The organism is Cycloclasticus sp. (assembly GCA_040743155.1).
GTDB lineage: Bacteria > Pseudomonadota > Gammaproteobacteria > Methylococcales > Cycloclasticaceae > Cycloclasticus.
Window position 1 is genome coordinate 2,421,207 of record JBFLJU010000001.1, and the last position, 22,289, is coordinate 2,443,495.

At 44.2% G+C, this 22,289-nt stretch carries 20 protein-coding genes and 1 tRNA gene; 12 read left to right on the forward strand and 9 right to left on the reverse strand.

What is annotated here, in order from left to right; genetic code table 11:
* Positions 1–343 precede the first annotated feature (343 nt).
* From AB1Y31_11575 to AB1Y31_11590, 4 genes are all read left to right on the forward strand, one after another.
* Positions 344–2,233 (forward strand): AsmA family protein, encoded by a 1,890-nt coding sequence (locus AB1Y31_11575; protein ID MEW4983819.1) that lies wholly within the window; start codon positions 344–346, stop codon positions 2,231–2,233.
* Positions 2,234–2,250: 17 nt separating this feature from the next.
* Positions 2,251–3,300 carry an A/G-specific adenine glycosylase gene (mutY, locus tag AB1Y31_11580; protein ID MEW4983820.1) on the forward strand — a complete coding sequence of 350 codons (1,050 nt, stop codon included), beginning with the start codon at positions 2,251–2,253 and terminating at the stop codon, positions 3,298–3,300.
* A 19-nt stretch (positions 3,301–3,319) separates the two neighbouring features.
* On the forward strand, positions 3,320–3,580 hold the full coding sequence (locus AB1Y31_11585) for an oxidative damage protection protein (protein MEW4983821.1): 261 nt from the start codon (positions 3,320–3,322) through the stop codon (positions 3,578–3,580).
* A 68-nt stretch (positions 3,581–3,648) separates the two neighbouring features.
* Positions 3,649–3,724: transfer RNA gene (locus AB1Y31_11590), tRNA-Phe, on the forward strand.
* A 623-nt stretch (positions 3,725–4,347) separates the two neighbouring features.
* Here AB1Y31_11590 and AB1Y31_11595 read toward each other — a convergent pair.
* On the reverse strand, positions 4,348–4,536 hold the full coding sequence (locus AB1Y31_11595) for a hypothetical protein (GenBank protein ID MEW4983822.1): 189 nt from the start codon (positions 4,534–4,536) through the stop codon (positions 4,348–4,350).
* Positions 4,537–4,595: 59 nt separating this feature from the next.
* Here AB1Y31_11595 and AB1Y31_11600 point away from each other — a divergent pair, with 59 nt between their 5' ends.
* Positions 4,596–4,988 carry a transposase gene (locus AB1Y31_11600; protein ID MEW4983823.1) on the forward strand — a complete coding sequence of 131 codons (393 nt, stop codon included), beginning with the start codon at positions 4,596–4,598 and terminating at the stop codon, positions 4,986–4,988.
* 57 nt (positions 4,989–5,045) lie between these two features.
* On the opposite strand, the gene AB1Y31_11605 is transcribed toward AB1Y31_11600, so the two are convergent.
* Together AB1Y31_11605 and AB1Y31_11610 are read right to left on the reverse strand one after the other, a co-directional pair.
* Complete coding sequence (locus AB1Y31_11605; GenBank protein MEW4983824.1) at positions 5,046–6,149, reverse strand: hypothetical protein; 1,104 nt, start codon at positions 6,147–6,149, stop codon at positions 5,046–5,048.
* A 174-nt stretch (positions 6,150–6,323) separates the two neighbouring features.
* A complete protein-coding gene (locus AB1Y31_11610) occupies positions 6,324–7,637 on the reverse strand; it encodes a hypothetical protein (GenBank protein ID MEW4983825.1) in 1,314 nt (437 codons plus the stop codon).
* A 245-nt stretch (positions 7,638–7,882) separates the two neighbouring features.
* On the opposite strand from AB1Y31_11610, the gene AB1Y31_11615 reads away from it, so the two are divergent.
* Both AB1Y31_11615 and hrpA read left to right on the forward strand, forming a co-directional pair.
* A complete protein-coding gene (locus AB1Y31_11615; GenBank protein MEW4983826.1) occupies positions 7,883–8,464 on the forward strand; it encodes a YceI family protein in 582 nt (193 codons plus the stop codon).
* Positions 8,465–8,634: 170 nt separating this feature from the next.
* Positions 8,635–12,504, forward strand: coding sequence for an ATP-dependent RNA helicase HrpA (gene hrpA, locus AB1Y31_11620; protein ID MEW4983827.1), 3,870 nt, complete (start codon positions 8,635–8,637; stop codon positions 12,502–12,504).
* A 6-nt stretch (positions 12,505–12,510) separates the two neighbouring features.
* On the opposite strand, the gene AB1Y31_11625 is transcribed toward hrpA, so the two are convergent.
* Both AB1Y31_11625 and AB1Y31_11630 read right to left on the reverse strand, forming a co-directional pair.
* On the reverse strand, positions 12,511–15,423 hold the full coding sequence (locus AB1Y31_11625) for a hypothetical protein (protein ID MEW4983828.1): 2,913 nt from the start codon (positions 15,421–15,423) through the stop codon (positions 12,511–12,513).
* A 69-nt stretch (positions 15,424–15,492) separates the two neighbouring features.
* Positions 15,493–15,789 (reverse strand): DUF2288 domain-containing protein, encoded by a 297-nt coding sequence (locus tag AB1Y31_11630; protein ID MEW4983829.1) that lies wholly within the window; start codon positions 15,787–15,789, stop codon positions 15,493–15,495.
* Positions 15,790–15,882: 93 nt separating this feature from the next.
* Between AB1Y31_11630 and AB1Y31_11635 the strand changes: the two genes are divergently transcribed.
* Positions 15,883–16,311 (forward strand): YeeE/YedE thiosulfate transporter family protein, encoded by a 429-nt coding sequence (locus AB1Y31_11635; protein ID MEW4983830.1) that lies wholly within the window; start codon positions 15,883–15,885, stop codon positions 16,309–16,311.
* A gap of 2 nt (positions 16,312–16,313) precedes the next feature.
* On the forward strand, positions 16,314–16,727 hold the full coding sequence (locus AB1Y31_11640; protein ID MEW4983831.1) for a YeeE/YedE family protein: 414 nt from the start codon (positions 16,314–16,316) through the stop codon (positions 16,725–16,727).
* 63 nt (positions 16,728–16,790) lie between these two features.
* Here AB1Y31_11640 and AB1Y31_11645 read toward each other — a convergent pair whose 3' ends face one another.
* The 3 genes from AB1Y31_11645 to AB1Y31_11655 form a co-directional block, all read right to left on the reverse strand.
* Positions 16,791–16,982 (reverse strand): DUF2892 domain-containing protein, encoded by a 192-nt coding sequence (locus tag AB1Y31_11645; protein ID MEW4983832.1) that lies wholly within the window; start codon positions 16,980–16,982, stop codon positions 16,791–16,793.
* Between the two features lie 84 nt (positions 16,983–17,066).
* Positions 17,067–17,726: a Crp/Fnr family transcriptional regulator gene (locus AB1Y31_11650; GenBank protein MEW4983833.1), complete on the reverse strand. Its 660-nt coding sequence runs from the start codon at positions 17,724–17,726 to the stop codon at positions 17,067–17,069.
* A 33-nt stretch (positions 17,727–17,759) separates the two neighbouring features.
* The gene (locus AB1Y31_11655; protein ID MEW4983834.1) at positions 17,760–18,551 is read right to left on the reverse strand and encodes a sulfite exporter TauE/SafE family protein; all 792 of its coding nucleotides are present in this window, start codon (positions 18,549–18,551) and stop codon (positions 17,760–17,762) included.
* A 60-nt stretch (positions 18,552–18,611) separates the two neighbouring features.
* Between AB1Y31_11655 and AB1Y31_11660 the strand changes: the two genes are divergently transcribed.
* From AB1Y31_11660 to AB1Y31_11670, 3 genes are read left to right on the forward strand one after another with little or no spacing between them, the layout of a single operon-like run.
* Positions 18,612–19,835: a multifunctional CCA addition/repair protein gene (locus AB1Y31_11660; protein MEW4983835.1), complete on the forward strand. Its 1,224-nt coding sequence runs from the start codon at positions 18,612–18,614 to the stop codon at positions 19,833–19,835.
* A gap of 1 nt (position 19,836) precedes the next feature.
* A complete protein-coding gene (locus AB1Y31_11665; GenBank protein ID MEW4983836.1) occupies positions 19,837–20,685 on the forward strand; it encodes a hypothetical protein in 849 nt (282 codons plus the stop codon).
* Positions 20,686–20,718: 33 nt separating this feature from the next.
* Complete coding sequence (locus AB1Y31_11670; GenBank protein ID MEW4983837.1) at positions 20,719–21,597, forward strand: hypothetical protein; 879 nt, start codon at positions 20,719–20,721, stop codon at positions 21,595–21,597.
* Here the strand turns inward: AB1Y31_11670 and AB1Y31_11675 are convergent.
* Entirely contained in the window at positions 21,578–22,270 is a 693-nt protein-coding gene (locus AB1Y31_11675; protein ID MEW4983838.1) for a hypothetical protein, read from the reverse strand. The two genes, AB1Y31_11670 and AB1Y31_11675, sit on opposite strands and share 20 nt — an antisense overlap.
* Positions 22,271–22,289 lie beyond the last annotated feature (19 nt).

Consider the following 22,289-nt stretch of genomic DNA (forward strand, 5'->3'; position numbering starts at 1 on the left):
TTTATTGGCCATAGAAGAGAGATAGGAGAGGTTATGGAGAACGTATATCAGGAAATTTATGATCGTATCAGCAAAAATAAATCAATATTACCGAGCATGCCCGATATCGGACTAAAGATTTTAACGGCGTTAAACGTTAGGTAAGATCCCAGCCTTTCATAGGTTTAACTTAGGCGAGTTAGGGCCAGATAATACCTTGCAGTTGTTAACGGAGTCGAAGCAGGAATTGGATGAAATGCAGGCATTATTGACGGGATAAAAAGAATTAAATTTCATCTTTCTTTAATAAAAGCCTGATACTATTTTCATCTATCAGGAGCAGGTTAAATAAGGAGAGTGAGTGATGGGTAAATTGTTAAAAATTATTGCTGGGTTGGTATTGTTAATTATTGTCGCGGCGGTTGTTGCGCCGATGGTTATTGACCCAAATGATTACCGAGAGGAAATACAAGCCGTTGTTAAAGACAAAACAGGGCGCGATTTAACGATTAAAGGTGATTTGTCTCTCTCCATTTTCCCTTGGGTTGGGGTGGGTATTAATGATGTTAGTCTGAGCAATGCAGCGGGCTTTAGTGCGCAGTACTTTGCTGAGATAAAACAAGCGAATGTGAAAGTGAAGTTATTGCCTTTGCTAAGCCAACAAGTTGAAGTGAGCACGGTTGTATTAAAGGGGATGAGTTTGAACCTCGCAAAGAATAAGGCGGGCGTCACCAACTGGGACGATTTAGCGCAACCATCGGCTGATAATACTAAAGCGACGACGACAGCGAGTGACGAAAAATCATCGGCTGCCGGACTAGGTGCGCTTGCCATTGGTGGGTTACAGATAGTGGATGCCAATATTACTTGGAATGATGCGAGCAAAGGCGAAAGCTACAGCCTAGCTGATTTGGATTTAACGACGGACGCATTATCGCTGGGAAGCCCAATGGGTATAGAGTTAGCGTTCACGGTTGATAGCAGTAAGCCGAAAGCGACAGTCCGTTTAAAGCTTAATGGTGATTTGGTCATCAATACCCGCTTGGACAAATTTGATTTCCAAGACATGACGCTAGCGATTGATGCGGCGGGCGACTCCGTGCCCAATGGCGCAATGCAGATTGAGATAGCTAGCCACGTAATAGCCGATTTATCAGGTGCAGGCAGTTTAACGTTAAACCCTATTAATATTAAGTTTGATGACTCCATATTGTCGGGTCAGGCATCGGTTAATAATTTCACAAAGCCTGCGATTGGCTTTGATCTCACGGTGGATACTATCAACGTTGACCGTTACCTACCTAAAGCTACGGAAAATGAAAGCCAAGCGAGCAGTAGTCAGTCGGTTCCGCCACCTGCGGCAGCGGCTTTAATACCCGTGCAAACGATCCGCTCATTGAATATTGATGGCCTATTTAAAGTACAGTCGCTGGTTGTAAATAAGCTAACGGCGCAACAGGTCAGCTTGAAAGTGGTTGCAAAAAACGGGGTGTTAAAAACAGAGCAAGCGGTTAAGCAGTTTTATAACGGCAGTTATTCCGGCAAAACAACGGTTGATGCGCGTCAAAACACACCTCGAATCAGTGTTAAAGAGCAAGCAAGCGGCATTAACATAGAGCCATTGCTGATGGACTTGATGGGTGAATCAAGCATTTCTGGCGTCGCCAATATCAACGCCGACCTAACCATGCGCGGAAACACCATCGCTGCTTTTAAATCGGCATTGAATGGCACCGCTAACTTTAGCTTTCAAGATGGAGCGGTAACCGGCGTTGATGTGGGTGCATTAATGAAACAAGCAGAAGCCGTGTTAAAGGGTGATATGTCAGCCTTAGCGACGCAAGGTGAGGGCAAAACGCCATTCACGGATATGTCTGGAAGCGCACAAATAACGAATGGCTTGGTCAACAATAAAGACCTGTTAGTTGCGTCGCCGCTGATTAATATAACAGGAGCGGGCACCGCCAGTTTGGTTAGCGAGGCATTAGACTACCGGTTAACACTTCAGCGCACAAAAGCACTTAGCGAGACGGAAGCGGCAGATTCTAAAGACCTTAAAAACCTGTTGATTCCGGTGAATGTGGCTGGAACATTTGCCGAACCCAGTGTCCAACTTGATGTGAAAGCGCTTGTGCTGGCCACGCAAAAAGAAAAAATCGAAGAGAAGAAGGCCGAGTTAAAAGAAAAACTTAACGAGAAAATTAATGAAAAGCTAAAAGGCAAAGCGGGTGACTTATTAAGAAGCCTGTTTTAGTCAATAAAGGCTTGGAATTGCAGCTAGCGCCTAAGCACTTTCAGGCGCTAGTGCTAGATTGGTTTGAACTGCACGGCAGGAAAACCTTGCCTTGGCAACAGTCACCCACGCCGTATCGGGTTTGGTTGTCTGAAATCATGTTGCAACAAACTCAAGTTGCAACCGTCATACCGTATTTTGAACGCTTTGTTAAACACTTTCCTAATGTTGAAGCGTTGGCAAAAGCGCCCTTGGATGATGTGCTGCACTATTGGTCAGGCCTGGGCTATTACGCACGGGCTAGAAACCTTCATAAGACGGCGTGCGTTGTTGTTACGCAATATGATGGGCAGTTTCCGCAGCAAATAGCAGGCCTCATTGACCTGCCCGGTATTGGTAGGTCAACCGCTGGCGCGATAGCCAGTCTCTCAATGGCTCAGGCCGAGCCAATTCTCGATGGCAATGTAAAGCGTGTGCTATGCCGATTTTTTGCGATACAGGGCTGGTCAGGAAGCGCTGCCATCTTAAAAAAACTTTGGGCCTTGTCAGAGCAGTTAACGCCAACAGGGAAAGCAGGATCGTATAACCAAGCGATGATGGATTTAGGGGCGACGGTTTGTACCCGATCAAAACCCAATTGTCAGGATTGCCCGTTAATGAAAAACTGCTTGGCGCTAGAACAGGGCCTAGTTTCAGAACTGCCAACACCAAAAAAACGCACGAGTTTGCCGGTTAAGAAACGTTACTGGTTGGTGTCGAAAGGTGAGCAAGGTGTTTTGTTGAACCAAAGACCACCAGTTGGTCTATGGGGCGGCCTGTGGGCGTTTCCAGAGTTCATCAACTACGAGGAACTGATTGCGTGGAGCAATGCAAATGGTATTAATATAAATGAGGCAGAAAAGCTGCCAGAAAAGCGCCACACATTTTCACATTACCACTTAGATTACACGCCCATTATTTGCGCGCCGCCAATAACGGGCTCGAAAGTTGAAGAGGGTGCTAAATCAAGCTGGTATCAAACAAACAGTCGTGTGAAAATAGGCCTACCAAAGCCGGTGAGCGAATTAATTTCGCAGCTAACAAGTTAACAAAAATAGAGTTGAAAGCATGTATTGTCAAAAATTAAAACGCGAAGCAGAAGCGTTGGAAAAAGCGCCTTTTCCTGGTGAATTAGGTGAACGCATTATAAAAAACATTTCAAAAGAAGCTTGGCAGCTGTGGTTGGCGCAGCAAACGATGATCATTAATGAAAATCGTTTAACCCCGTTTGAACCAGAAGCGCGTGCGTTACTTAAGGCGGAAATGGAGAAGTTTTTATTCAGCGACGATGCGCAAGCACCAGAGGGCTACGTTCCACCCGTTAAATAAGACCATATTCTAAAACTTCCTTGACTAAATGTGCGTGCCGCTGTTTAATACGCGACCACATCTTAGATGCCCAGATAGCTCAGTCGGTAGAGCAGTGGACTGAAAATCCTCGTGTCGATGGTTCGAATCCGTCTCTGGGCACCATGTACAACAAAGCCTCAACGTTTTTAAACGTTGGGGCTTTTTTGTTGGGGCTACCTAGGGGCTACTTTTGAACTTCATCTTAAATGATGTGTTTTTGCAAAACGGGTGGAATCTTAAACTCAGTGTCCCATATTTGTCCCAAATGGCTGGGCAACAAAAAAGCCCCCTTTCGGGAGCCCTTGTTTTATGGTGCCTGTGGCCGAAATCGAACCGGCGTGGCTCTTAACGTCGCGGGATTTTAAATCCCTTACGCTAGTTTATGGCCTTGCCCGTTGTTTTTATTCCTGGTCCATCGGATCAAAATGGTTCTGAACTTTAGAAAATGCAGAAAGGCTATTGGCGACCCTAGTTAGGTGATAATGTGCCTGTTCTGTGTCACCATTATCAACCAGTTTCAGTCCTTCGATAATATTGTCCCTCACTGTATTGGCCTAAATAGCATAGCGGGGTAGTGTGGCTTCACCGTCGCATGATTGGTTTAATACTGCACGTTCAAAACGGGGCCATAATGGGCCACACCCACCAGATTGATAAGCATCCGATTCAATGGCTCGCTCTTCTGAGTAAGTTCTGAGTACTTCGTCGAGTAAGCGATCAGTCAAAGGCAGCTTATCACCTATGCCTTAATCTCTCCCAGTGGTTTGATAAGCGTACATAACCGACCAGACATCCATGTAGGCATCGTGCCGATTATTGTCGCTCACGCTGCTTTTGAAATTGTCGTAATCTATATTTTTAATCTGATTTGCCATTACCTGCGATACCTTCTCGCGAGAAACCTCGGCTCGGTAGTGATAACCGGCATTTTCCATTTCGTAAACGCTAGCGTTAAATTAAATCAAGCTGGCTGACCCCTTGATTTTTCGAACAGGTGCAATTACTCACCAGTATCAAGGGAATGGGTGATAAAACGGCTTGGGCTATACTGGCCTATATGGGCGATGTGTCTTTGTTTAATAACGCAAAACAAATCAGCAGTTATGCTGGGCTTAATCCATCCATAGAGCAATCAGGGAGTAGCATTAATCGTTCAAGGTTATCCAAAATGGGCTGCGCACGCTTACGAAAGTCACTCTATATGCCCGCTTTAGTGGCTGTCAGATATAACCCCTTAATGATGGCTTTATACGACCGGCTTCAAGCCAGGGGAAAACCAAAGAAAGTAGCTCTAGTAGCTGTAATGAGAAAACTGTTGGTGCTGGCTTATGGTGTGTTGAAATCAGGAAAACCGTTTGATATTAATCATCAACAACAGGCGAATTAGGCTTGTTTTTTAAGACAGTATCTGACCCCTTGATTTCGGTCCGACAACATGCCCTTGTTATGTTTGTAGTACAAAAATTGGTATTTCACCGTCCCAAAGCTCCCCATTACCCCATTCTAACTTTATGTGTGCTTTGAATCGGCTATGTGCTAATTCAGTGCTGGATATTTGAACGCTAAGAAATCGTTTAACAAAATGTAGGGAAGGCACTTTTTCTTCCTTGTCTCTGCGCTCCATAGGTATTAGCGATAAACGGATAAGCTCTAAAAGTATAAGCTTACGAAATATTTCTGAATCATCTTTATACTCGTTGTAATACTGTGTTGCTAGAGAGCCTAGCTCTTTTGCATCATCCATTTCACCTTTAATAGTACTCATGCAAATAGAGATCATTTGTTTAGCTGTATCTATCCCTTTAACCATTGCTAAATCTCCATTGAGAATTGAAATATCTCCAGTGTCATCAATTCTCATATCCATGCCTAAATCATGAGGGTTGGTTGGTACGGGTTTTCTATCTACATTGATGAATAGAAGATATTTTCCTTCAGAAGAGACTTCTATTTTTATACCTAGGACTTTTCTCGCATCCCCTTGAGACTCAATAACAACGTATGTTTCAGTTTCAGGTAAAGAACTAAATTCTAAAACATAGTGACTCAGTGATTCCGGGTTCCCTATTAATGGAGCGATTAATTCAAAACTCCACTCTTGGGAATGAATCGCACTCCAATGAGCATAGTAAATAATTCCATTACCAAGCTGAATTAGGGTCGCGTCCTTGTTTGACTTTTCTTGTGTGGGTAATTTAAGGCTATCTGCGGCTCTTTTTTCAGCTTGCTCTTTCCAGTCGTGCAATGTGCTTGCTGAATATTCAGTGTAATCAGCATCGATCAAGTTTCCATGATCTCTGCACATCCAAATTCCATTTGATATATGCTTCCTTTCATCAGAAGTCATTTTAGGATTGTATCTAGGTCCTCCAGAAGCCGCTGCATGAATGTGTGCAGCAATACCATTGTTAATCTTTTTTGTTGGATCATCAGAGTTCGGGCCAACTGTATTTCTACCGCATCCAGGGAATGAGCATTTCCAGCTAACGCGTTCCGCCATTATCCTCTTGTCATTTGGGGTGAAATCATCCCGATTATTACTACTCATAACTCTCCGTTCACGATAAGAACATAACGTTTTGCTATAAAGGGGCTCGTTCTATACAAGTGAAACGCGCCCACTATTACCCGCGACAATATAATAGAGCGCACGCACATCGATCAATCGCAGGCACCTTTTAAGCTCAAGAAATTAAGCTATATATCAGCTGTTTAGTGCTGATTACTGTTTTATCAGACTTCTCATTACTTGGTCTACAAACCTAAAGGCAACGCTTTCTATTTTTACAATAAATTTCTTGGGGCTTTGGAAGTCCCTGCCTAATAAATCTTTGGTTTTTATTTCAAACGTTTTCACCTCACTGCCTAGCGCCTTGTCTAATATAGAGTAAGGTTCATCATTAGACTTTTCGTCCAATAGTTGTTTCAAGGTGACTTCAGTAGCGACTGATTTTTTTCTGATATAAATAGCCTTAATGTATATGTAGTCGCTTCCTCCGGCATCCTTCAGGATTTTTAATAACGCGGATGTTTGGGCTTGAGCCTTGCCTTTGGATGTGCTGATGCTGATGTTAGTCAAGCATCTAACTTCACGCCGAATAAAGTCTGTTTCAATCAAAAACTGATGGGCTTTATTATCGTTAATAATAAAAGGTGTAGAAATCAGCTTCTTGTCTTGAAGCATTTCTTCCAATAGTGGCGCTCTATCTCCTTTTGCTTGCAAGGCTATTTGATCGCCAGTTTTATCCATCAGTTGCAAACTAATGTCTTTTTCTTCTTGTTTGTATGAAGAAATTAGTACGTCTAACGTTGGTCTATCTATTTTCTGATTAGGTGTGTAAGCGTGAATGGCAGTAACTGCATCTTTCCAGTTTTTACCCATATCGCCAAAGCTTCGTATATTTTTATGGTTATCCATATACCGTCTTAGCTCTTTGAGAATATATATATGGTCTTCATCTGCTACGGCATCCTCTTTTACAAGCCGTAAGGCAATTACTTTCAAATACGTCCATGACCAATGAAAGAGTTTAGTTTTTGTTCTTCTTGTTGTGATGGGGCTATCGGTTGGAGATGTAACCATTTCATTTGATATGGTGATAATGTTATGTATACCAATATCCCTTCCGAAACTAATATAGCGCTCTACTTGCTCAGCTTCTAATTTCTTATCGGATACTTTTACTTCTACGAACGCCGCCCATTCGATAATAGGGTTATGTTTTCCACTGGTTATTACCATTAACCCGTCAGGTCTTTCCTCCTTTGAAATATTTTCAATTTCGGTATAAACATGAAGGTTAACGTTCCGCGTTTTGATTTTATTTACGCCGAGAGTTGTAAGAAGTTCCTCTCGATATTCTTTGACAGCACTTAAAGAAGCTAAAAAGATTGAAGTGGTTGCCACTTCAGCTTCCGTGTTCCCAGTAGGAAATAAGCGAGCCTTTTTCCTCTCTAGTTCCTCACAATCATCAAGTTTGAAAACTTGATGCAAATCGGATAAGTTTGTTTTCCCTAAATCTATGCTCTTAATCATTTTTAATTCCTTTTATTAAAATCAAAGCGCCATCCTTGATGATAATGGAAGCATAAACTGCCGCAGTAAACAATGCTCGTTATACCTCATCGGTAACAGTCGGTATGAAAGTGTGCAACGACCAGCTCATTAGCAGTTTGTTAAGCTCCTTATATTCTTAATGGGTTTTTAGGCGCTAACTTAATGTGGTGACAATAAAAACTTGATATTATCGTGGCTTATCTATTTTGTTAGGGGACGTCGTTATGCGAACAAATAAGTTTTTTTTGGTCATTTCATTGTTATTTTTCACCTTGGCTGCGCAGGCGGCTTATCAATTAGAGAGCGCTGAATCGTCTCTTCACTTTGTGTCGATTAAGAAAGGTAAAATTGGCGAGGTGCATTCGTTTGGCCAATTAAGCGGTGGCATTAGTGATAAAGCGGTGGCGCAAGTGAGCATTAGCTTGGCCAGTGTTAACACGAACATTGGTATTCGTGATGAGCGCATGAAAACAATGTTACTGGAAACGGGTGTTTTTCCTGCGGCCATTGTTACTGTAAATTTAGGCGCGGTTCAATTGGCGTCGATTGGTGTGGGTGATGTTGTTGTTAAAACGTTAGAGCTAACGCTTGAGTTGCACGGAAAGTCTAAGCTTATGCAAACTGAGGTTCAAATTGTCGGTCTAAATAATGGGGCTTTATTGGTTAATAGCATTAAACCGATCATGCTGAATGCGTTTGATTTTGGCTTAAACGCGGGTATCCACAAGTTAATGGAAGTGGCTAAACTCCCTTCTATTGCAACGGCGGTACCGGTTTCATTTAGCTTAGTATTTAAGCCTCAATAAAGCATAATTCAAATTCTTTAGAGGGAGTTTGTTAACAGCGGGTTAGTGCTTAGCTGTTGCAAACTTTTTCTGCTTTTTAAGCAACTAGAATTTGCCGACATAAACGAAATTTATACCCATGAGCGCTTTGGGTATAATGTATTTTTGCCTAGAGATTGCTTGTTCCCAAAATGCCTGCCATATCAACTATTAGCGATATTCGCTCGTTAATTACCAACAGTTTAAATAAGGACCAACACCGGTTTCGTACGCAGTTAAAAAAAGTACAAGCGGCTAAGTCGCCAGAACAAAAGGCGGCATTGGCTGTGCTTGTTGAAAAAATAAAAAAATCATCTGAACAAGCTGAGCAACGCCGATTAGCGTGCCCGAAAATTAGCTTTCCTGATTTGCCCATTAGCGAAAAAAGGCGTGAGATTGCCGAGTTAATAGAGCAGCACCAAGTGGTTATTCTTTGTGGTGAAACGGGGTCAGGTAAAACCACGCAATTGCCAAAAATTTGTTTAGATCTGGGGCGTGGTTTTAAAGGCCAAATTGGCCATACACAACCGAGGCGCTTAGCCGCTATTACCGTGGCGCAGCGAATAGCCGACGAGCTGAACACAGAATTGGGCAATGCGGTTGGCTATAAGATTCGGTTTCAGGGTAAAGAAAATACGCAAACGCTCGTTAAGCTGATGACGGACGGTATTTTGTTGGCCGAGATCAAGTCGGATCCATTTTTGAGCCAGTACGATACGTTGATTTTAGATGAGGCACACGAGCGCAGTTTAAATATCGATTTCCTATTGGGTTATATGAAGTGGCTATTGCCTAAGCGCCCCGATTTAAAACTAATTGTCACCTCGGCAACCATTGACCCTGAGCGTTTTTCCAAGCACTTTAATGGCGCGCCTATTATCAATGTGTCGGGGCGTACCTATCCGGTTGAAATGCGCTATCGCCCTATTGGTGTCGACTCGGATCAAAGCGAGCAAGATAGGGTGCAAGCCATTGTTAATGCGGCAGAAGAACTGCATCGCAATAGGGCGGGCGATATGTTGGTGTTTTTAAGTGGCGAACGAGAAATTCGTGAGGCAGCGGAGGCTCTTAAAAAGCATCACCCAGCGGGTTATGACATCCTTCCCCTGTATTCACGGCTTAGTGGCAAAGAGCAAGCTGAAATTTTTAAGCCGCATAAAAAACCGCGTATCGTTTTGGCGACCAATGTGGCGGAAACCTCGCTTACTGTACCGGGTATTCGTTGCGTGATCGACACGGGCTTGGCAAGGATCAGTCGTTTTAGCCAACGCAGTAAAATTCAACAATTACCGATTGAGCCGATTTCGCAAGCCAGTGCCAACCAGCGCAGTGGCCGTTGTGGACGAGAAGCGGCAGGTATTTGTATTCGTTTGTTCAGCGAGGACGACTTTAACCAACGCCCAGAGTTTACCGAGCCAGAAATTTTACGCACGAATCTGGCGTCGGTTATTTTGCAAATGAAGTCGTTGAAGTTGGCTGAAATTAGTCACTTCCCGTTTTTAGAGCCACCAGCCGATAAAATGATTCGTAGCGGTGTTCGTAGTTTGCACGAATTAGGCGCGCTGGATGAGGTGGAAAAACTTACTCAAATTGGTCGGCGCTTAACGCAGTTTCCGCTGGATCCACAATTTGGGCGGATGTTATTAGCGGCCGAGCAGTTCAACTGCTTGGACGAAGTGCTCACCATCGTGTCTGCGCTGACTATTCAAGACCCAAGGGAACGACCGAGCGACAAGGCTAAATACGCGGATGAAAAGCACAAAGTGTTTCAAAATGAAACGTCGGACTTTTTATCTTTTTTAGTCTTATGGCGAGAAATTCAAGCGCAGAAAAAGGCGCTGTCGAATAACCAATTTAGAAAGTATTGTCGTGAGCACTTTCTTGCTTATATGCGGATAAAAGATTGGGAAGATATTCGCCGACAATTGTTAGATTTAATAAGGAAAAACCTAAACCTAACATTGAACAGCAGCAACGCCGATGACGATGCAATACACCAAGCGCTCTTAACGGGGCTGGTGACACGAATTGGTTTTAAACACGAGCAAGCCGAATACTTAGGTGCGCGGAATTTAAAATTTTACATACACCCAGCATCAACCTTGTTTAAGAAAAGGCCGACCTGGTTAATGGCCGCAGAGCAGGTAGAAACCACGCGTGTTTATGGCCGAACAATTGCCAGCATTAAACCCGAGTGGGTTGAGAAAGCGGCGGCGCATTTAATAAAGCATCACCACTATGAGCCGCATTGGTCAAAAAAATCGGCCCAAGCGATGGTTTATCAGCAGTCGTTATTGTTTGGTTTAACCGTGAGTAAAGGCCGAAAGGTGCCGCTGGCGCGAATGGAGCCCGAACAAGCCCGAGAAATGTTTATTCGCCGTGGCTTGGTTGATAGAGAGATGGTGTGTCACGCGAAATTTTTCAGAAAAAACGAACAATTACTGGAAGCGATTGAGTATGAGCAGCAAAAAGGTCGGCGAGTTGATTTGCTGATTGATGAAGAAGCGCTGTTTGACTTTTATGACGAAAAATTACCGCCAAATATTTGTAGTCTGGCCTATTTAAATAAGTGGATAAAAAACGATAAAAACCAAGCCGCTCTGGAGTTAACAAAAGGCGATGTTTCCGCCGCTAATAAAACAGCCAACGACCCTGATAAGTTTCCTGATATGCGCTTAATCAATGGCGTACCGGTTAAGTTGAGCTACCGATTTGATCCCGGGCATGATGAAGACGGGGTGACAGCTGAAATCCCTCTGGCGCAACTTAATCAGCTAACGGCTGATCCGTTTGAATGGCTGGTGCCGAGCTTATACGCCGAAAAACTACAGGCATTAATAAAGGGTCTGCCGAAGAACTTACGTAAGCAATTTGTGCCAGTGCCCGATGTTGTAGCGGCGTGTGTTGACGGCATGGAATATTCCGGCGGTCGCTTGCTGGATAAGCTGGCGTATTTTCTTAATAAAAAATCGGGCTCGAGCTTAACGGCAGCGGATTTTGAGTTAGCGAAGCTATCGCCTCATTTGCGGATGAATTTTTATATTTTGGGTGATAAGTCGAAAGTTATCGCGGTATCAAAAGATTTTAATGCGTTAAAAAGGCAGTATGCAGACAAGGCCGGAAAGCAGTTTCAATCAGCATTGAGCGGCGCGCTGTCGTCAACCGGCTCAAAAAACTGGCAGTTTAGCGATATCCCTACACACCAAACGATACAACATGAAGGGCAAGCGCTAAAAGGTTTTCCAGCGCTGGTGGATGAGAAAGACAGCGTGGGTTTAACGCTAATGGATTCGGCGGAAGAAGCTCAAAAAGCGCACCAAGAGGGGCTAATACGCTTGTTTCGATTGAAGTTTTCAAAAGAATTGAAAAAACTAAGTCGTCAGTCGGCCATTTCAACAGCACATGCGTTTAGCTACCAGAAGTTACCGTCGCACCCTTACTGCAAGCGCAGTACAGGTGAGGATGTTTTTGATGATTTAGCGCATCAATTGATCGCTAGTTTCTTCGCTGATCAAGACATTCGAACCGAGGCTGAGTTTGATCAAGCGGCGAAAAAAAATGACGTATCGTTGTATGCCAAGGGGTATGCCTTGTCAGAAACGATTGCAAAATTGCTGCTGCAATATCAGCAAGTGACAACAGAATTGAATCGCTGGAGTAGCGAGAAGAACCTTTATGCCGATATCTCTAAACAGCTAGATTGCTTGTGTTACCAAGGTTTTATTCGGCACGTTCCGGCGCAGCAGCTTGAGCTGTACACGCGGTACTTAAAGGCGATTTATATTAGGTTAGATAAAGCGGCTGGGCAGTTACATAAAGATTTAGAGAAGGCGAAACAAGCGCAGCACTTTGAGAAGAAGTTTTGGCAGTTTATTTCCTCAACCGATGAGAACCCTGAAAAGGAGCCATTTCGATGGCTGCTGGAAGAATTCAGGATATCGCTTTTTGCTCAGCAGATTAAAACGAAGCACCCTATTTCGGAAAAACGGCTGGAAAAGGCTTGGAAGGCATACCAGAGCTAAATGGGCTTACGGCGTAGTTGGGGTGTCGGGGTCTTTTGAGCTCTGGTGCTGTAGGCGCTGAAAATGCTGATACATTAATTTTAATTCGGCAATGGAGTTATGCTCGTTAACCATTTTGGCGAATTCGCAGTTGTCATCTAGCAGGGTATCTAAACCTTCGTTTAACTCTAAAACGTGCGCACCGAACTTTCTGGCCATGACCAAAAAGTATAGGTAATGCATAGAGCGAATTAATAATTTAGGGTTGGTTTGAGCTTGTTTAACGGCAGATAAAAAGGCTATTTGTAGGGACTTAGTGTATTTGTTAAGTTGATATTGACCGTTCACTTTTTTGCACATGGCTGTCAGCGCTAGTTCTTGGCCTTCTTCATTGAAACGTAACTCCGGCCACGCTTGCTCAATCATCGGTAGCTTAAACTTTTTTGAGTAAGCGCTTAAATAACACCAGGCAATACTGGAAGCAATGCGGTCACCAATGGGGCAGGTTTTACAATTGGCCATAATGTTAAGCATTGGTAAGAGTGCGTTCCGAATATCTTTTGATGAGCGGTCGCCCGGTAAATTCTCAAGCCCTCTGTAACCAAACCCAGCGAGTAAAACAATACGCGTAATTTCACTGTAATTACCGGCCTCAGTTAAAAACAGGCGAACGGCAGCAGGTTCTATGGCAACGGTTGTCCATGAAATGAACGCTAAAATATCGGTAACGATTGAAGAGTTTCCGGTTGCTTGCCAACGCGTGAGTGTGCGCTGTGCCATGGTGTCGGTAATGATGTCATCACACATTAATTCCCCCGCCATTTTGTAGATGGCGGGGTTAAAAGCGGTGACGCCAAAGTCGTCCACATTACCGAGACTTAGGCACTGTTTGAAGTATAAGGCGATGAGATAGTCGTGCCATTGACGATTGGAGAACCGAATCTTATTGTGCCCAGTGGTAATGAAAAGTGTGCGTTGAACCAGCCCAGAAACAAAGGCGTCCTCATTGAGTAGGGCTAAACCTGCTTTTAAATGAGCGTTCTCTTCTTCTAAGTTATTTGTTTGCAGATAATTTGCCCACTCGCTGGCAATAGATTGAACCTCGTTTTGCATTGTGTTTAGGCTGAGTTCGCCTAAGGCTTTTCTAAAGAATGCCCAAGCGATAAGCATCAGCGCTATCAGTAGGTGTTCTCGGCTTATGCGGGTTCCGTCGCTTAATGTAGCGCCTTCTAAACTACTCTTTCTTAGAATTGAGTCGATAGACTGACCAATAATGTGTGTGGCATTTAGAGGCCGCTCATCAATGCCGGGCATGCTGTCTAAAGACGATAAGATTAACGGCGTTAAAACGACCTCCATCAAGCCTTTATCTTGAATGTAGTTGAGCCAATTAGCGCAAATGGGAAAGCTGTTCTTTGCTTCGTTAAGGGTCAGCCGCGACACTTCGTAAACTTCATTTTGCGAACTGGCGTAGCCTTCAATACCCTGCAGACTGTTTCTACAAACCGTTAAAATTGAAAAATTCGAATTATGTTGATAGCGCTTTTGCGCTTCTTTAAATAAACTCAACATGTGTGCGCTACTGACTTCATTATGTAAGGCTAAGAACTCGTCGAGTCCATCAAACAGAAGGCAGACAGCTTGTGTCTCAAACTTAGAGCTGATATTGGATAAGCCCGGTGTGCGGCTTACGAGCAGTTCGTTAAACCATGATTCATGCCATTTCCAAAGCCTGTCCCAATTGAATTCGCTGTTCACCTCGGAGGCAGATAGCATTTGTAGTTGTATTGAGAAGGGCATAACCTGTTGCGGACTTGGGTTTGCCAGATAGTCTAAAGATAGTTGCTTGATAAGCTCACGCATGACGGTGGACTTTCCGGTGCCTTCACGACCTGTCAGCAATAATTGACGCGGAAAGTGACCGTTTTGACTGCTAAGTCGCTCATATATGCTACTGAAGATAACCCGTTGGCTACCTATGTTTTTAATGGGCGATGGCGAGTCTCCAATGAGTCGATGCGTATTTAACTGTTGGTTTAAGGTGTCTAGTTTGCGAATAATGGCATCAGCGTGGCTGACCAAGGGGTAGTTGCTAGCGGAATAGCTGGATACTTGAGAAACCAGTACATCCATAATCGGGCCGTTCTTATGGTCAGGTATTTTGACGCTATCGTGGTTTCCTCGGAAGGTGAGTTGTGTGCTTGCGATGGAGGCGGGAGCTACCGCAGTGTCGGCGCTGGCTAATAGGTCAAAAGACGCGGGGTATGGCAGCTGGTACTGCTTTGAAAGCTTGAGTGCGCGTTCGCTTTGTTCATGCAGCTTTGTGAGCCAAGGGTTGTTGTGACGTAAGGTGTCAATAATCTCATTTTTACCCACATCGCTCGCGCCTTGCGTTATTAACCTGACGAGCTTTAAAAAGGGCTTGGCGATTAGGTAGACATATCCGTAGGCAAGCTGGCCGATGTTGGTTAATGATGGGTCGCCACCGTTGTGGGGTACGGCAATGTTGACGACACGGCGTGTTTTAAGCCAGAGGGCGGCGTTGCTTTCAAAGGAGAATGTGCCCTTATCAATTTGTGCTGATATTTCGTCGAATGAGTTATTCAGCATATGCTTCAGCACTAAACCGCCGCTGCTGTGGGTGATAAAAATAAGAAAATTATACTGAGAGTAAGCGGTTTCTAGGCAGGTTTTGAGGTCGCTAGAGGCGCGGGGGATACTCGCTTTTTGCCATAAACCGGCGGGGTAAGAAAAGTTTAGAATATCGACATTTGAGCCTACCCGTTCGGCTAGCCATTGTGGCGTGTCGCTCCAAGTGTCACTGGGGTTACCAAAGATGCCGTGTACAAAAACAACCAAAACATCAGCGCGATATTTTATTGCGCTCTTGTCAGCTTGGTGAAATAAGCCGTATCGGGTGTCTTGATTCCAGAAATTCATAACTTATTATGAACCGCTGTGTCTCCTTTTTATTGCAAAATGAGGGTCACCTCGCCTGTTAAGGCGGTGCTATTTTCGTTGCTGAACTAAAATCCAAGGTAACACAATGACGGACCAAAGCTCACTATTTCCGTCTGACCATAGCTTGGCTTCGTCATTCGAAACACCCGATAAACGGTTTTCAGCGACCCATTGCTCAATGACAGGTTTATTGTCATTAGCCATTTCAACTGCCGCATCCACGAGGTCAAGGTCGTTTGCAACACGCAACAAATTACCTCGTGCAAAGAAACGTTCTAAATCTTTCCACTCAATGGCGGCCGTTTCGGCATGTAACGCATGCCACTGATCACTTTTATTGTCCATCGGGTTATTTTACATGGAATTCGCCAAACTCATCGTTAACAGAACCCTTATGAGTTAAGATAATATGCATATAATTATTTGGAGAGAGGCAGGATGGAGAATTTCACACCCTATACATCATTAGCGGGCGGCATCTTGTTGGGTGTCAGCGCGAGTATTTTAATGTATTTAAATGGCCGCATTGCAGGCATCAGCGGCATTGTTGCGGGCATTTTAAATAACCCGTCGGCTACAGAAAAAGCGTGGCGAACAGCATTTGTGTTGGGGATTATTGGCGGTGCTTTTGCCTACGCTTACTTTTTCCCAATTAACATCGAGCCTCGTGAACACATGACGACTGCATTGCTAGTTGTAGGAGGGCTTGTCGTAGGTTTTGGAACAGCGATGGGTGGCGGTTGTACCAGTGGTCATGGCGTGTGCGGGATATCACGCCTCTCTTTGAGATCAATAACGGCAACGGCTGCGTTTCTTGTCGCCGGTATTATCACGGTTTACATCGTCAACCAAGTGATAGGAGCGTAACGATGAATAAAGTATTGAGTGCGTTATTAGCAGGTATTGTCTTCGGTGTTGGAATAACGTTATCAGGCATGGTGGACCCAAATAAAGTGGTTAACTTTCTTGATATAACGGGCAATTGGGATCCCAGCTTAATGTTTGTATTAGGCGGAGCGGTGATAACAACAACGATTGGTTATCGTTTTGTTTTTGCCCAAGGTAAGCCACTGTTTGAGGAAGACTTCCATTTACCGACCTTGCTGAAAATAGACCGTAAACTATTGTTTGGGTCGGTATTATTCGGTGTGGGCTGGGGCTTAATCGGATATTGTCCAGGCCCAGCTGTTGCGAGTGTAGGTTTTAGACCTGAAGAGCCACTCATCGTGGTGGTGTCGATGCTGGCGGGTATTTTGTTGTTTAAAGTAACGTCCAAGCGATAATGAGCAGTGAACAAATAAAAGCCACCCAATTTGGGTGGCTTTTATTTGTTCGTGAATTCTTTGCTATGAATCAGCTTTTTTGGCCGAGCTAATGCCGAATGGGAGATAAGCAGGGCACCAGTTAATAAGTGCTGTAGCTAAAGGCACTAAACCCACAGCGCCCCAATAATTTTGTGTTGCAACACCCCAGCCGATGACACCAAGGCCGACGACAATTCTTAAAATCTTATCTAAACCACCTACATTTGCATTCATACCCTTCTCCAGTTTGCCAGTTAATGATATGTAAAGTAACGGAATATGTTGAGGCTGTCTGTATCATAGTTACAAAGCAAGTATTTATTTTTTAAGTAGTTTAGATTTGTCACATAAGGTGATGCGCCCGCGACTAAGCGCAATGCTAGCTTCGGCAGCAAATGCTTCTAGAATACGGCTAACAACCACACGGTTGGTGCCTAATTCTTGGCTGAGCTGTTCGTGGGTTATGTTTAAAGCGTCTCCATTACTTGGGCATTTATCCAAAATAAACTTGGCGATTCGATTATCCATGCGCTGAAAAATAACGTCATCGAAGGTGTTAAGAATGTCTTTGAGGCGGCCGGATAACGAAAGAAAAATGTGATCGCGTAAAATGCTGTGTTCATCAACCCACTTTTTAAACGAAGCCGCCGGAATCATTAGCGCAGTTAGCTCGCTTTGTGTTGATGCAAATGCAGGGTAATACTCCTGACTTAAAATGGAGAAAACCGTGAGGATGCAGCTTTCATCATTAGTGATGTTAAAGAGAGTGACTTCTTTGCCTGACTCATGCATTTTGTAAACGCGGATATCGCCAGATAAAACCACGAAAAACCACTCACTGCTCATGCCCTCATAAGCAATTTGCTGCCCTTTGGGAATTGTTTTTAGTATCGCGGTCGAGGCAACGGCAGACAATAGGGGCTCACTTGCTGATGCAAACATAGTTAAACTTCTGACTAAGTTAATATCTACGCTCATGCTGTTTACGCGTTGTTATGAAGTCATTAAGGGTTAACCTAGTAGCATTTTGGTGCCAACGATAATGAGGATAACAGAAAAGACTTTTTTAAGAGCCTCTGTTGGCACTGTGTGCGATAGATGAACGCCCAAGGTTGCGGCAAATAGGCTAGTACAGCTAATACCCAAAAAGGCGGGGATATTGATATAGCCAATATTGCTGTCAGGCAAATTAGCGGCTTGGGCACCGATGACGGCAAAACTGAACGCGCCAAATAAAGCAATCGGTAAGCCGCATGCGCTACCTAAAGCGATGGCGTTTTTAATTGGCACGTTGTGCCACGTCATATAAGGCACCGTTATTGTTCCACCACCAATACCAACTAAGGTTGATAGCGCGCCCATTACTGAGCCAGCTATACCTAAAGGTAAAGTGCCGGGAAGCTGACGATGGGGTTTAGGCTTTAAACTCATGACCATGCGCAGGCCATTTATGAGTAAGAAAGAACCAAATATAGTCGCCAGTAATTGACTGCTTAAAAAGTGTGCTAGATCAGCGCCAAACCACGCACCAATAGCAATGCCAGGGGTGAGAGTTTTAACAACTTTCCAATTAATGGCGCCACGTCGATGTTGGGCCAGTACAGCTGAAATAGAGGTAATAATAATGGTTGCTAATGAAGTGGCAACGGCCGTTTGCATGATTGATTCGGCTGGCATACCATTACTCGTTAGGAGCCATGCAACGAATGGCACAATAACGATGCCGCCGCCAATGCCTAAAAGGCCCGATAAAACGCCTGAAAGGATGCCAAAGGCCGCGCAATATAAGAAGATTTCAAACAATGTGATGTATCCAAATTTAATAAAATATGTCGAAATTATACCGTATATGAGGATCCGCTGATGGAAATATACCTCGTGGGTGGCGCGGTTAGAGACCAGCTATTAGGCTACCCCTTTAAAGATCGTGATTACGTTGTGGTGGGCGCAACCGTTGAGCAAATGATAGAGCAAGGCTTTACACCCGTTGGCAAAGACTTTCCGGTTTTTCTCCACCCTGAAACTAAGGCCGAGTACGCGTTAGCGAGGACTGAACGTAAGTCTGGTGTGGGTTATAAAGGGTTTGATATTTACGCCTCACCGGAGGTTACCTTAGAACAAGACTTGCAACGGCGTGATTTAACCATAAATGCCATGGCTCAAATTAAAGGTGAGCTGGTTGACCCATATGGTGGGCAGGCCGACTTGGAAGCAAAGCTACTTCGCCATGTTTCGCCTAACTTTACAGAGGACCCTCTGCGGGTATTGAGGGTCGCGCGTTTTGCGGCACGTTATGCGCACCTAGGGTTTACAGTCGCGCCAGAGACCATGGCCTTGATGCAAGAAATGGTTAAAAGTGGCGAGCTAACAGCACTAACGGCCGAGCGCGTTTGGCAAGAAACCTGCCGATCGCTTGGAGAGCGGTCGCCGGATGTTTTCTTTGATGTGTTAAGGCAGTGTGGCGGGTTAGCCATTATTTTCCCGGAGCTAGATGTATTATTCGGTGTGCCCCAACCAGAAAAGCACCACCCTGAAATTGATACCGGTATTCATACCATGATGGTTTTGAGGCAATCCGCTAAATTGTCAAACAGCCCAGTCGTGCGCTTTGCTGCGCTCATGCATGACTTGGGTAAAGGTCTTACCGCAGTTGAACATTGGCCGAGCCATCACGGGCATGAAACAAAAGGGCTGCTTGCTTTGCGACAGTTAGCGACACGCCTACGTGTGCCAAATGACTACGTGGATCTGGCAGAAAAAGTCATGGAGTATCACAGCCATTGTCACCGAGCGTTTGAATTAAAAGCGGCCACGTTATTAAAACTGTTGGGAGCGTTAGGCGCCTTTCGTCAAACAGAAAAGTTAGAACAGTTTTTGCTAGCGTGTGAGGCGGACTCGAAAGGGCGACTAGGCTTTGAAGACCACGCCTACCCACAAGCGACATGGCTTAAGCAGGCTTATCTTGCGGCAAATGCCGTGACCTCAAAAGAGTTTGTTGAACGAGGCCTAGTGGGTAAGCAGATTGGTGATGCGATATACAAAAAACGTCTGCAAGTGATACAGGATTTAAAGCGACAAGGTATTTAAAATGGCACAGTTGAGACCATCTGTATTGTACGTGTTGTTGACAATTGCAGGAATTTTGACAGGAGTTGGACTCATTTATGGGCTTTTCTATGATACGGAGAGGTTCGAAGGTAATCGTTATGAAAACAGCTATGTAGAATTTAACGACAGTTTGTTGACAGCAACGCAGCAGCAGGCAATAGCATTTCTTAAGAGTGAGAATGTCGAATGGGCACACTTCCGTTTTATCGAAGCGATTAAAAATGATGATGTTCGCCAAGTTCAAGCATTTATTGATCTGGGTATGCCGCTGAATTCAGACAGTATTTTGTTGGAAATAGCCTTAAGTGAATCAACGCATAAAAAGAGCATGTTGGGCTTACTTGATGAGCGTTATCAGCTAAACCTCAATGGCCTATTTACGTTGCCCAACATTGTGAGTGAGTTTGATCCTCAACTAGCTGACATTTCACGTCCGTATATTCAACAGAAAAAAGAGGCGTTTCGTCAGGCTAAGAATGAATACGACATAAAATTAGTGAGTTGGGAGCAGGCATTGGCGAATAAAAAGCAAGCAATGCTGAAAGGTTGTGATAACGATGCCTGCCGACGTGGTCGGTTAAATGATGTACGTCGACTCTTTGCCAGCTCTAAGCCAAGCAAGCCGCAGGAAGACTATATTGTAAAGGAGCGTGTTAAGGTGTCCTTATTCAGCGTTTTTGCGTGGCAAAAAGATCAGGCTTTAATGCGGTTTATGCGGGAGCAAGGTGCGGAGGTCATCCCGAATAAATTATTTTTAACAGACGGAACACTGATTTACTTTAAGGTTGATGCGCTGGGGAATAACGTAATTATTGAGCGTGGCCAGTAACGCTGATCACTGACTATAAAAAGAAGAAAAGGCATGAAATCAGAAAAATTTATATCGCCCACGAGCTTCGGTGTTATCGCGCTGACTTTGTCACTGCTCAGTGGCTACTATTTTCTATATAACCCTGAGGTTTATGAAAACCGCCGGTTTTTAGACAGCTTTAATCAACCAATAGTGGCCGCACAAAATGAGCCTAAAAAACTGGCGGCGCTAATCGCGTTACAGAAGAAAGGTTTGGAGTGGGCGCATTATCAATTTGTTGCTTCGATCCAGAGTCAAGATGCTGAGGTGGTGGGTCTGTATGCAGACGCTGGGATGGTGTTAAAAAACCAAAGCGTTATCATTGAGCAGTTAATAGAGCATCCAGATAATTGGATTGCTTTGATTGAACGTATCGGCTGGGATGATACCGAGAGGTTGTCGGTTTTGTTTCCCGTGCCGCGCTATTTAAGTGCGTTAGATGATGCCTTCAAAAAAATACAAAAGCGCTATACAGTGCCGCATGACATTGCGTTTAAAGACCATTACTTAAAGTTCAAAAAAACACATGATCAGTGGCTTCACGAGAAAAACATGGAGTTGGCTAATGTAGATGCGATGTGTGAAGGTGATACGCGTTGTAAGATAAAAAATGTACCGAGTATTCACATAGAGTACGAAAAGAAAAAGCCCATTGCGCCGACAAAAGATTTAATCGTTTGGCAGGATCCGATGTTAACGCTTATGAGCGCCGCTATTTTGTTGAAGAAGCAAAAAATTATAAAATACCTAAGTCAAAAAGGCGTGACCAGCCGAGTCAGTAAGATGACGATGAGTGACCGAATCGTCGTTACATTTGAAGTCAGTCAAGAGGGTGTTATTTTATACCCTGAAGGCATTACCGTTAAGAAGCTTAAACAGGTAAAAAGATAAGCTGGGCCGCTGATTGGAAAACGTTTTTTATCGCGCGATGATTTTTTGTCGCTACTATTTGAGCTAGCGTGTCTTGCTGCCCAATGAGTTTGCCAAACAACCTATCGTAACTGCGGTTAGTGAAAGTGCTACCTTGGCCTGAGCTCAATAAAAAATACTGGCCGTTGCGTTTTCTTTTAGTTTGTAATAACCAGGACGCGACTTCTATATTGCGTGCGCCGTTATAAATCTTTTGCGCGTCCAAGCTGTCGAATAAATAGAAATCACTTTTGCCGTTATATGAAATAGTCAGCATGCTTGCCAGTCCAGCGATGTAAGCAAATACCCGGTCGCCTTTGTATCGTTCATCAAAGGCGAGTCGAATGGACGCTACGCTACGCTTGCCGTTCACTGATGGGAAAGGCTGCTGGAAAATACGTGAGACGGCGGCTTGCCTTGACGTTAGCTTGGTTTTTTTCCATTCGCGAGGATTGCGTTTGTAGAGCTTTACAGCTAATAGCTTCAGCTGTTCAAGCGTTTGTTTTACGTGCGTGTCGGCCACCATGTCGATATCTGTTTTCGCCATAGCACTAAAGTTAAAGTATTCATAATGGTGTCCTTTTTTATCAGGAACTTGCGCGCAAGCGGCCAGCATAAAGGTTAAAAATAACAGTAAAAAAAGTCGGTTTTGCATGCGGCATTCAGTAGTATGT

Coding starts and splice junctions, on each gene's coding strand:
- AB1Y31_11575 (MEW4983819.1), top strand. CDS start 344: ATGGGTAAATTGTTAAAAATTATTGCTGGGTTGGTATTGTTAATTATT.
- AB1Y31_11585 (MEW4983821.1), top strand. CDS start 3,320: ATGTATTGTCAAAAATTAAAACGCGAAGCAGAAGCGTTGGAAAAAGCG.
- AB1Y31_11595 (MEW4983822.1), bottom strand. CDS start 4,536: ATGGAAAATGCCGGTTATCACTACCGAGCCGAGGTTTCTCGCGAGAAG.
- AB1Y31_11605 (MEW4983824.1), bottom strand. CDS start 6,149: ATGAGTAGTAATAATCGGGATGATTTCACCCCAAATGACAAGAGGATA.
- AB1Y31_11610 (MEW4983825.1), bottom strand. CDS start 7,637: ATGATTAAGAGCATAGATTTAGGGAAAACAAACTTATCCGATTTGCAT.
- AB1Y31_11615 (MEW4983826.1), top strand. CDS start 7,883: ATGCGAACAAATAAGTTTTTTTTGGTCATTTCATTGTTATTTTTCACC.
- hrpA (MEW4983827.1), top strand. CDS start 8,635: ATGCCTGCCATATCAACTATTAGCGATATTCGCTCGTTAATTACCAAC.
- AB1Y31_11625 (MEW4983828.1), bottom strand. CDS start 15,423: ATGAATTTCTGGAATCAAGACACCCGATACGGCTTATTTCACCAAGCT.
- AB1Y31_11630 (MEW4983829.1), bottom strand. CDS start 15,789: ATGGACAATAAAAGTGATCAGTGGCATGCGTTACATGCCGAAACGGCC.
- AB1Y31_11635 (MEW4983830.1), top strand. CDS start 15,883: ATGGAGAATTTCACACCCTATACATCATTAGCGGGCGGCATCTTGTTG.
- AB1Y31_11640 (MEW4983831.1), top strand. CDS start 16,314: ATGAATAAAGTATTGAGTGCGTTATTAGCAGGTATTGTCTTCGGTGTT.
- AB1Y31_11645 (MEW4983832.1), bottom strand. CDS start 16,982: ATGAATGCAAATGTAGGTGGTTTAGATAAGATTTTAAGAATTGTCGTC.
- AB1Y31_11650 (MEW4983833.1), bottom strand. CDS start 17,726: ATGAGCGTAGATATTAACTTAGTCAGAAGTTTAACTATGTTTGCATCA.
- AB1Y31_11660 (MEW4983835.1), top strand. CDS start 18,612: ATGGAAATATACCTCGTGGGTGGCGCGGTTAGAGACCAGCTATTAGGC.
- AB1Y31_11665 (MEW4983836.1), top strand. CDS start 19,837: ATGGCACAGTTGAGACCATCTGTATTGTACGTGTTGTTGACAATTGCA.
- AB1Y31_11670 (MEW4983837.1), top strand. CDS start 20,719: ATGAAATCAGAAAAATTTATATCGCCCACGAGCTTCGGTGTTATCGCG.
- AB1Y31_11675 (MEW4983838.1), bottom strand. CDS start 22,270: ATGCAAAACCGACTTTTTTTACTGTTATTTTTAACCTTTATGCTGGCC.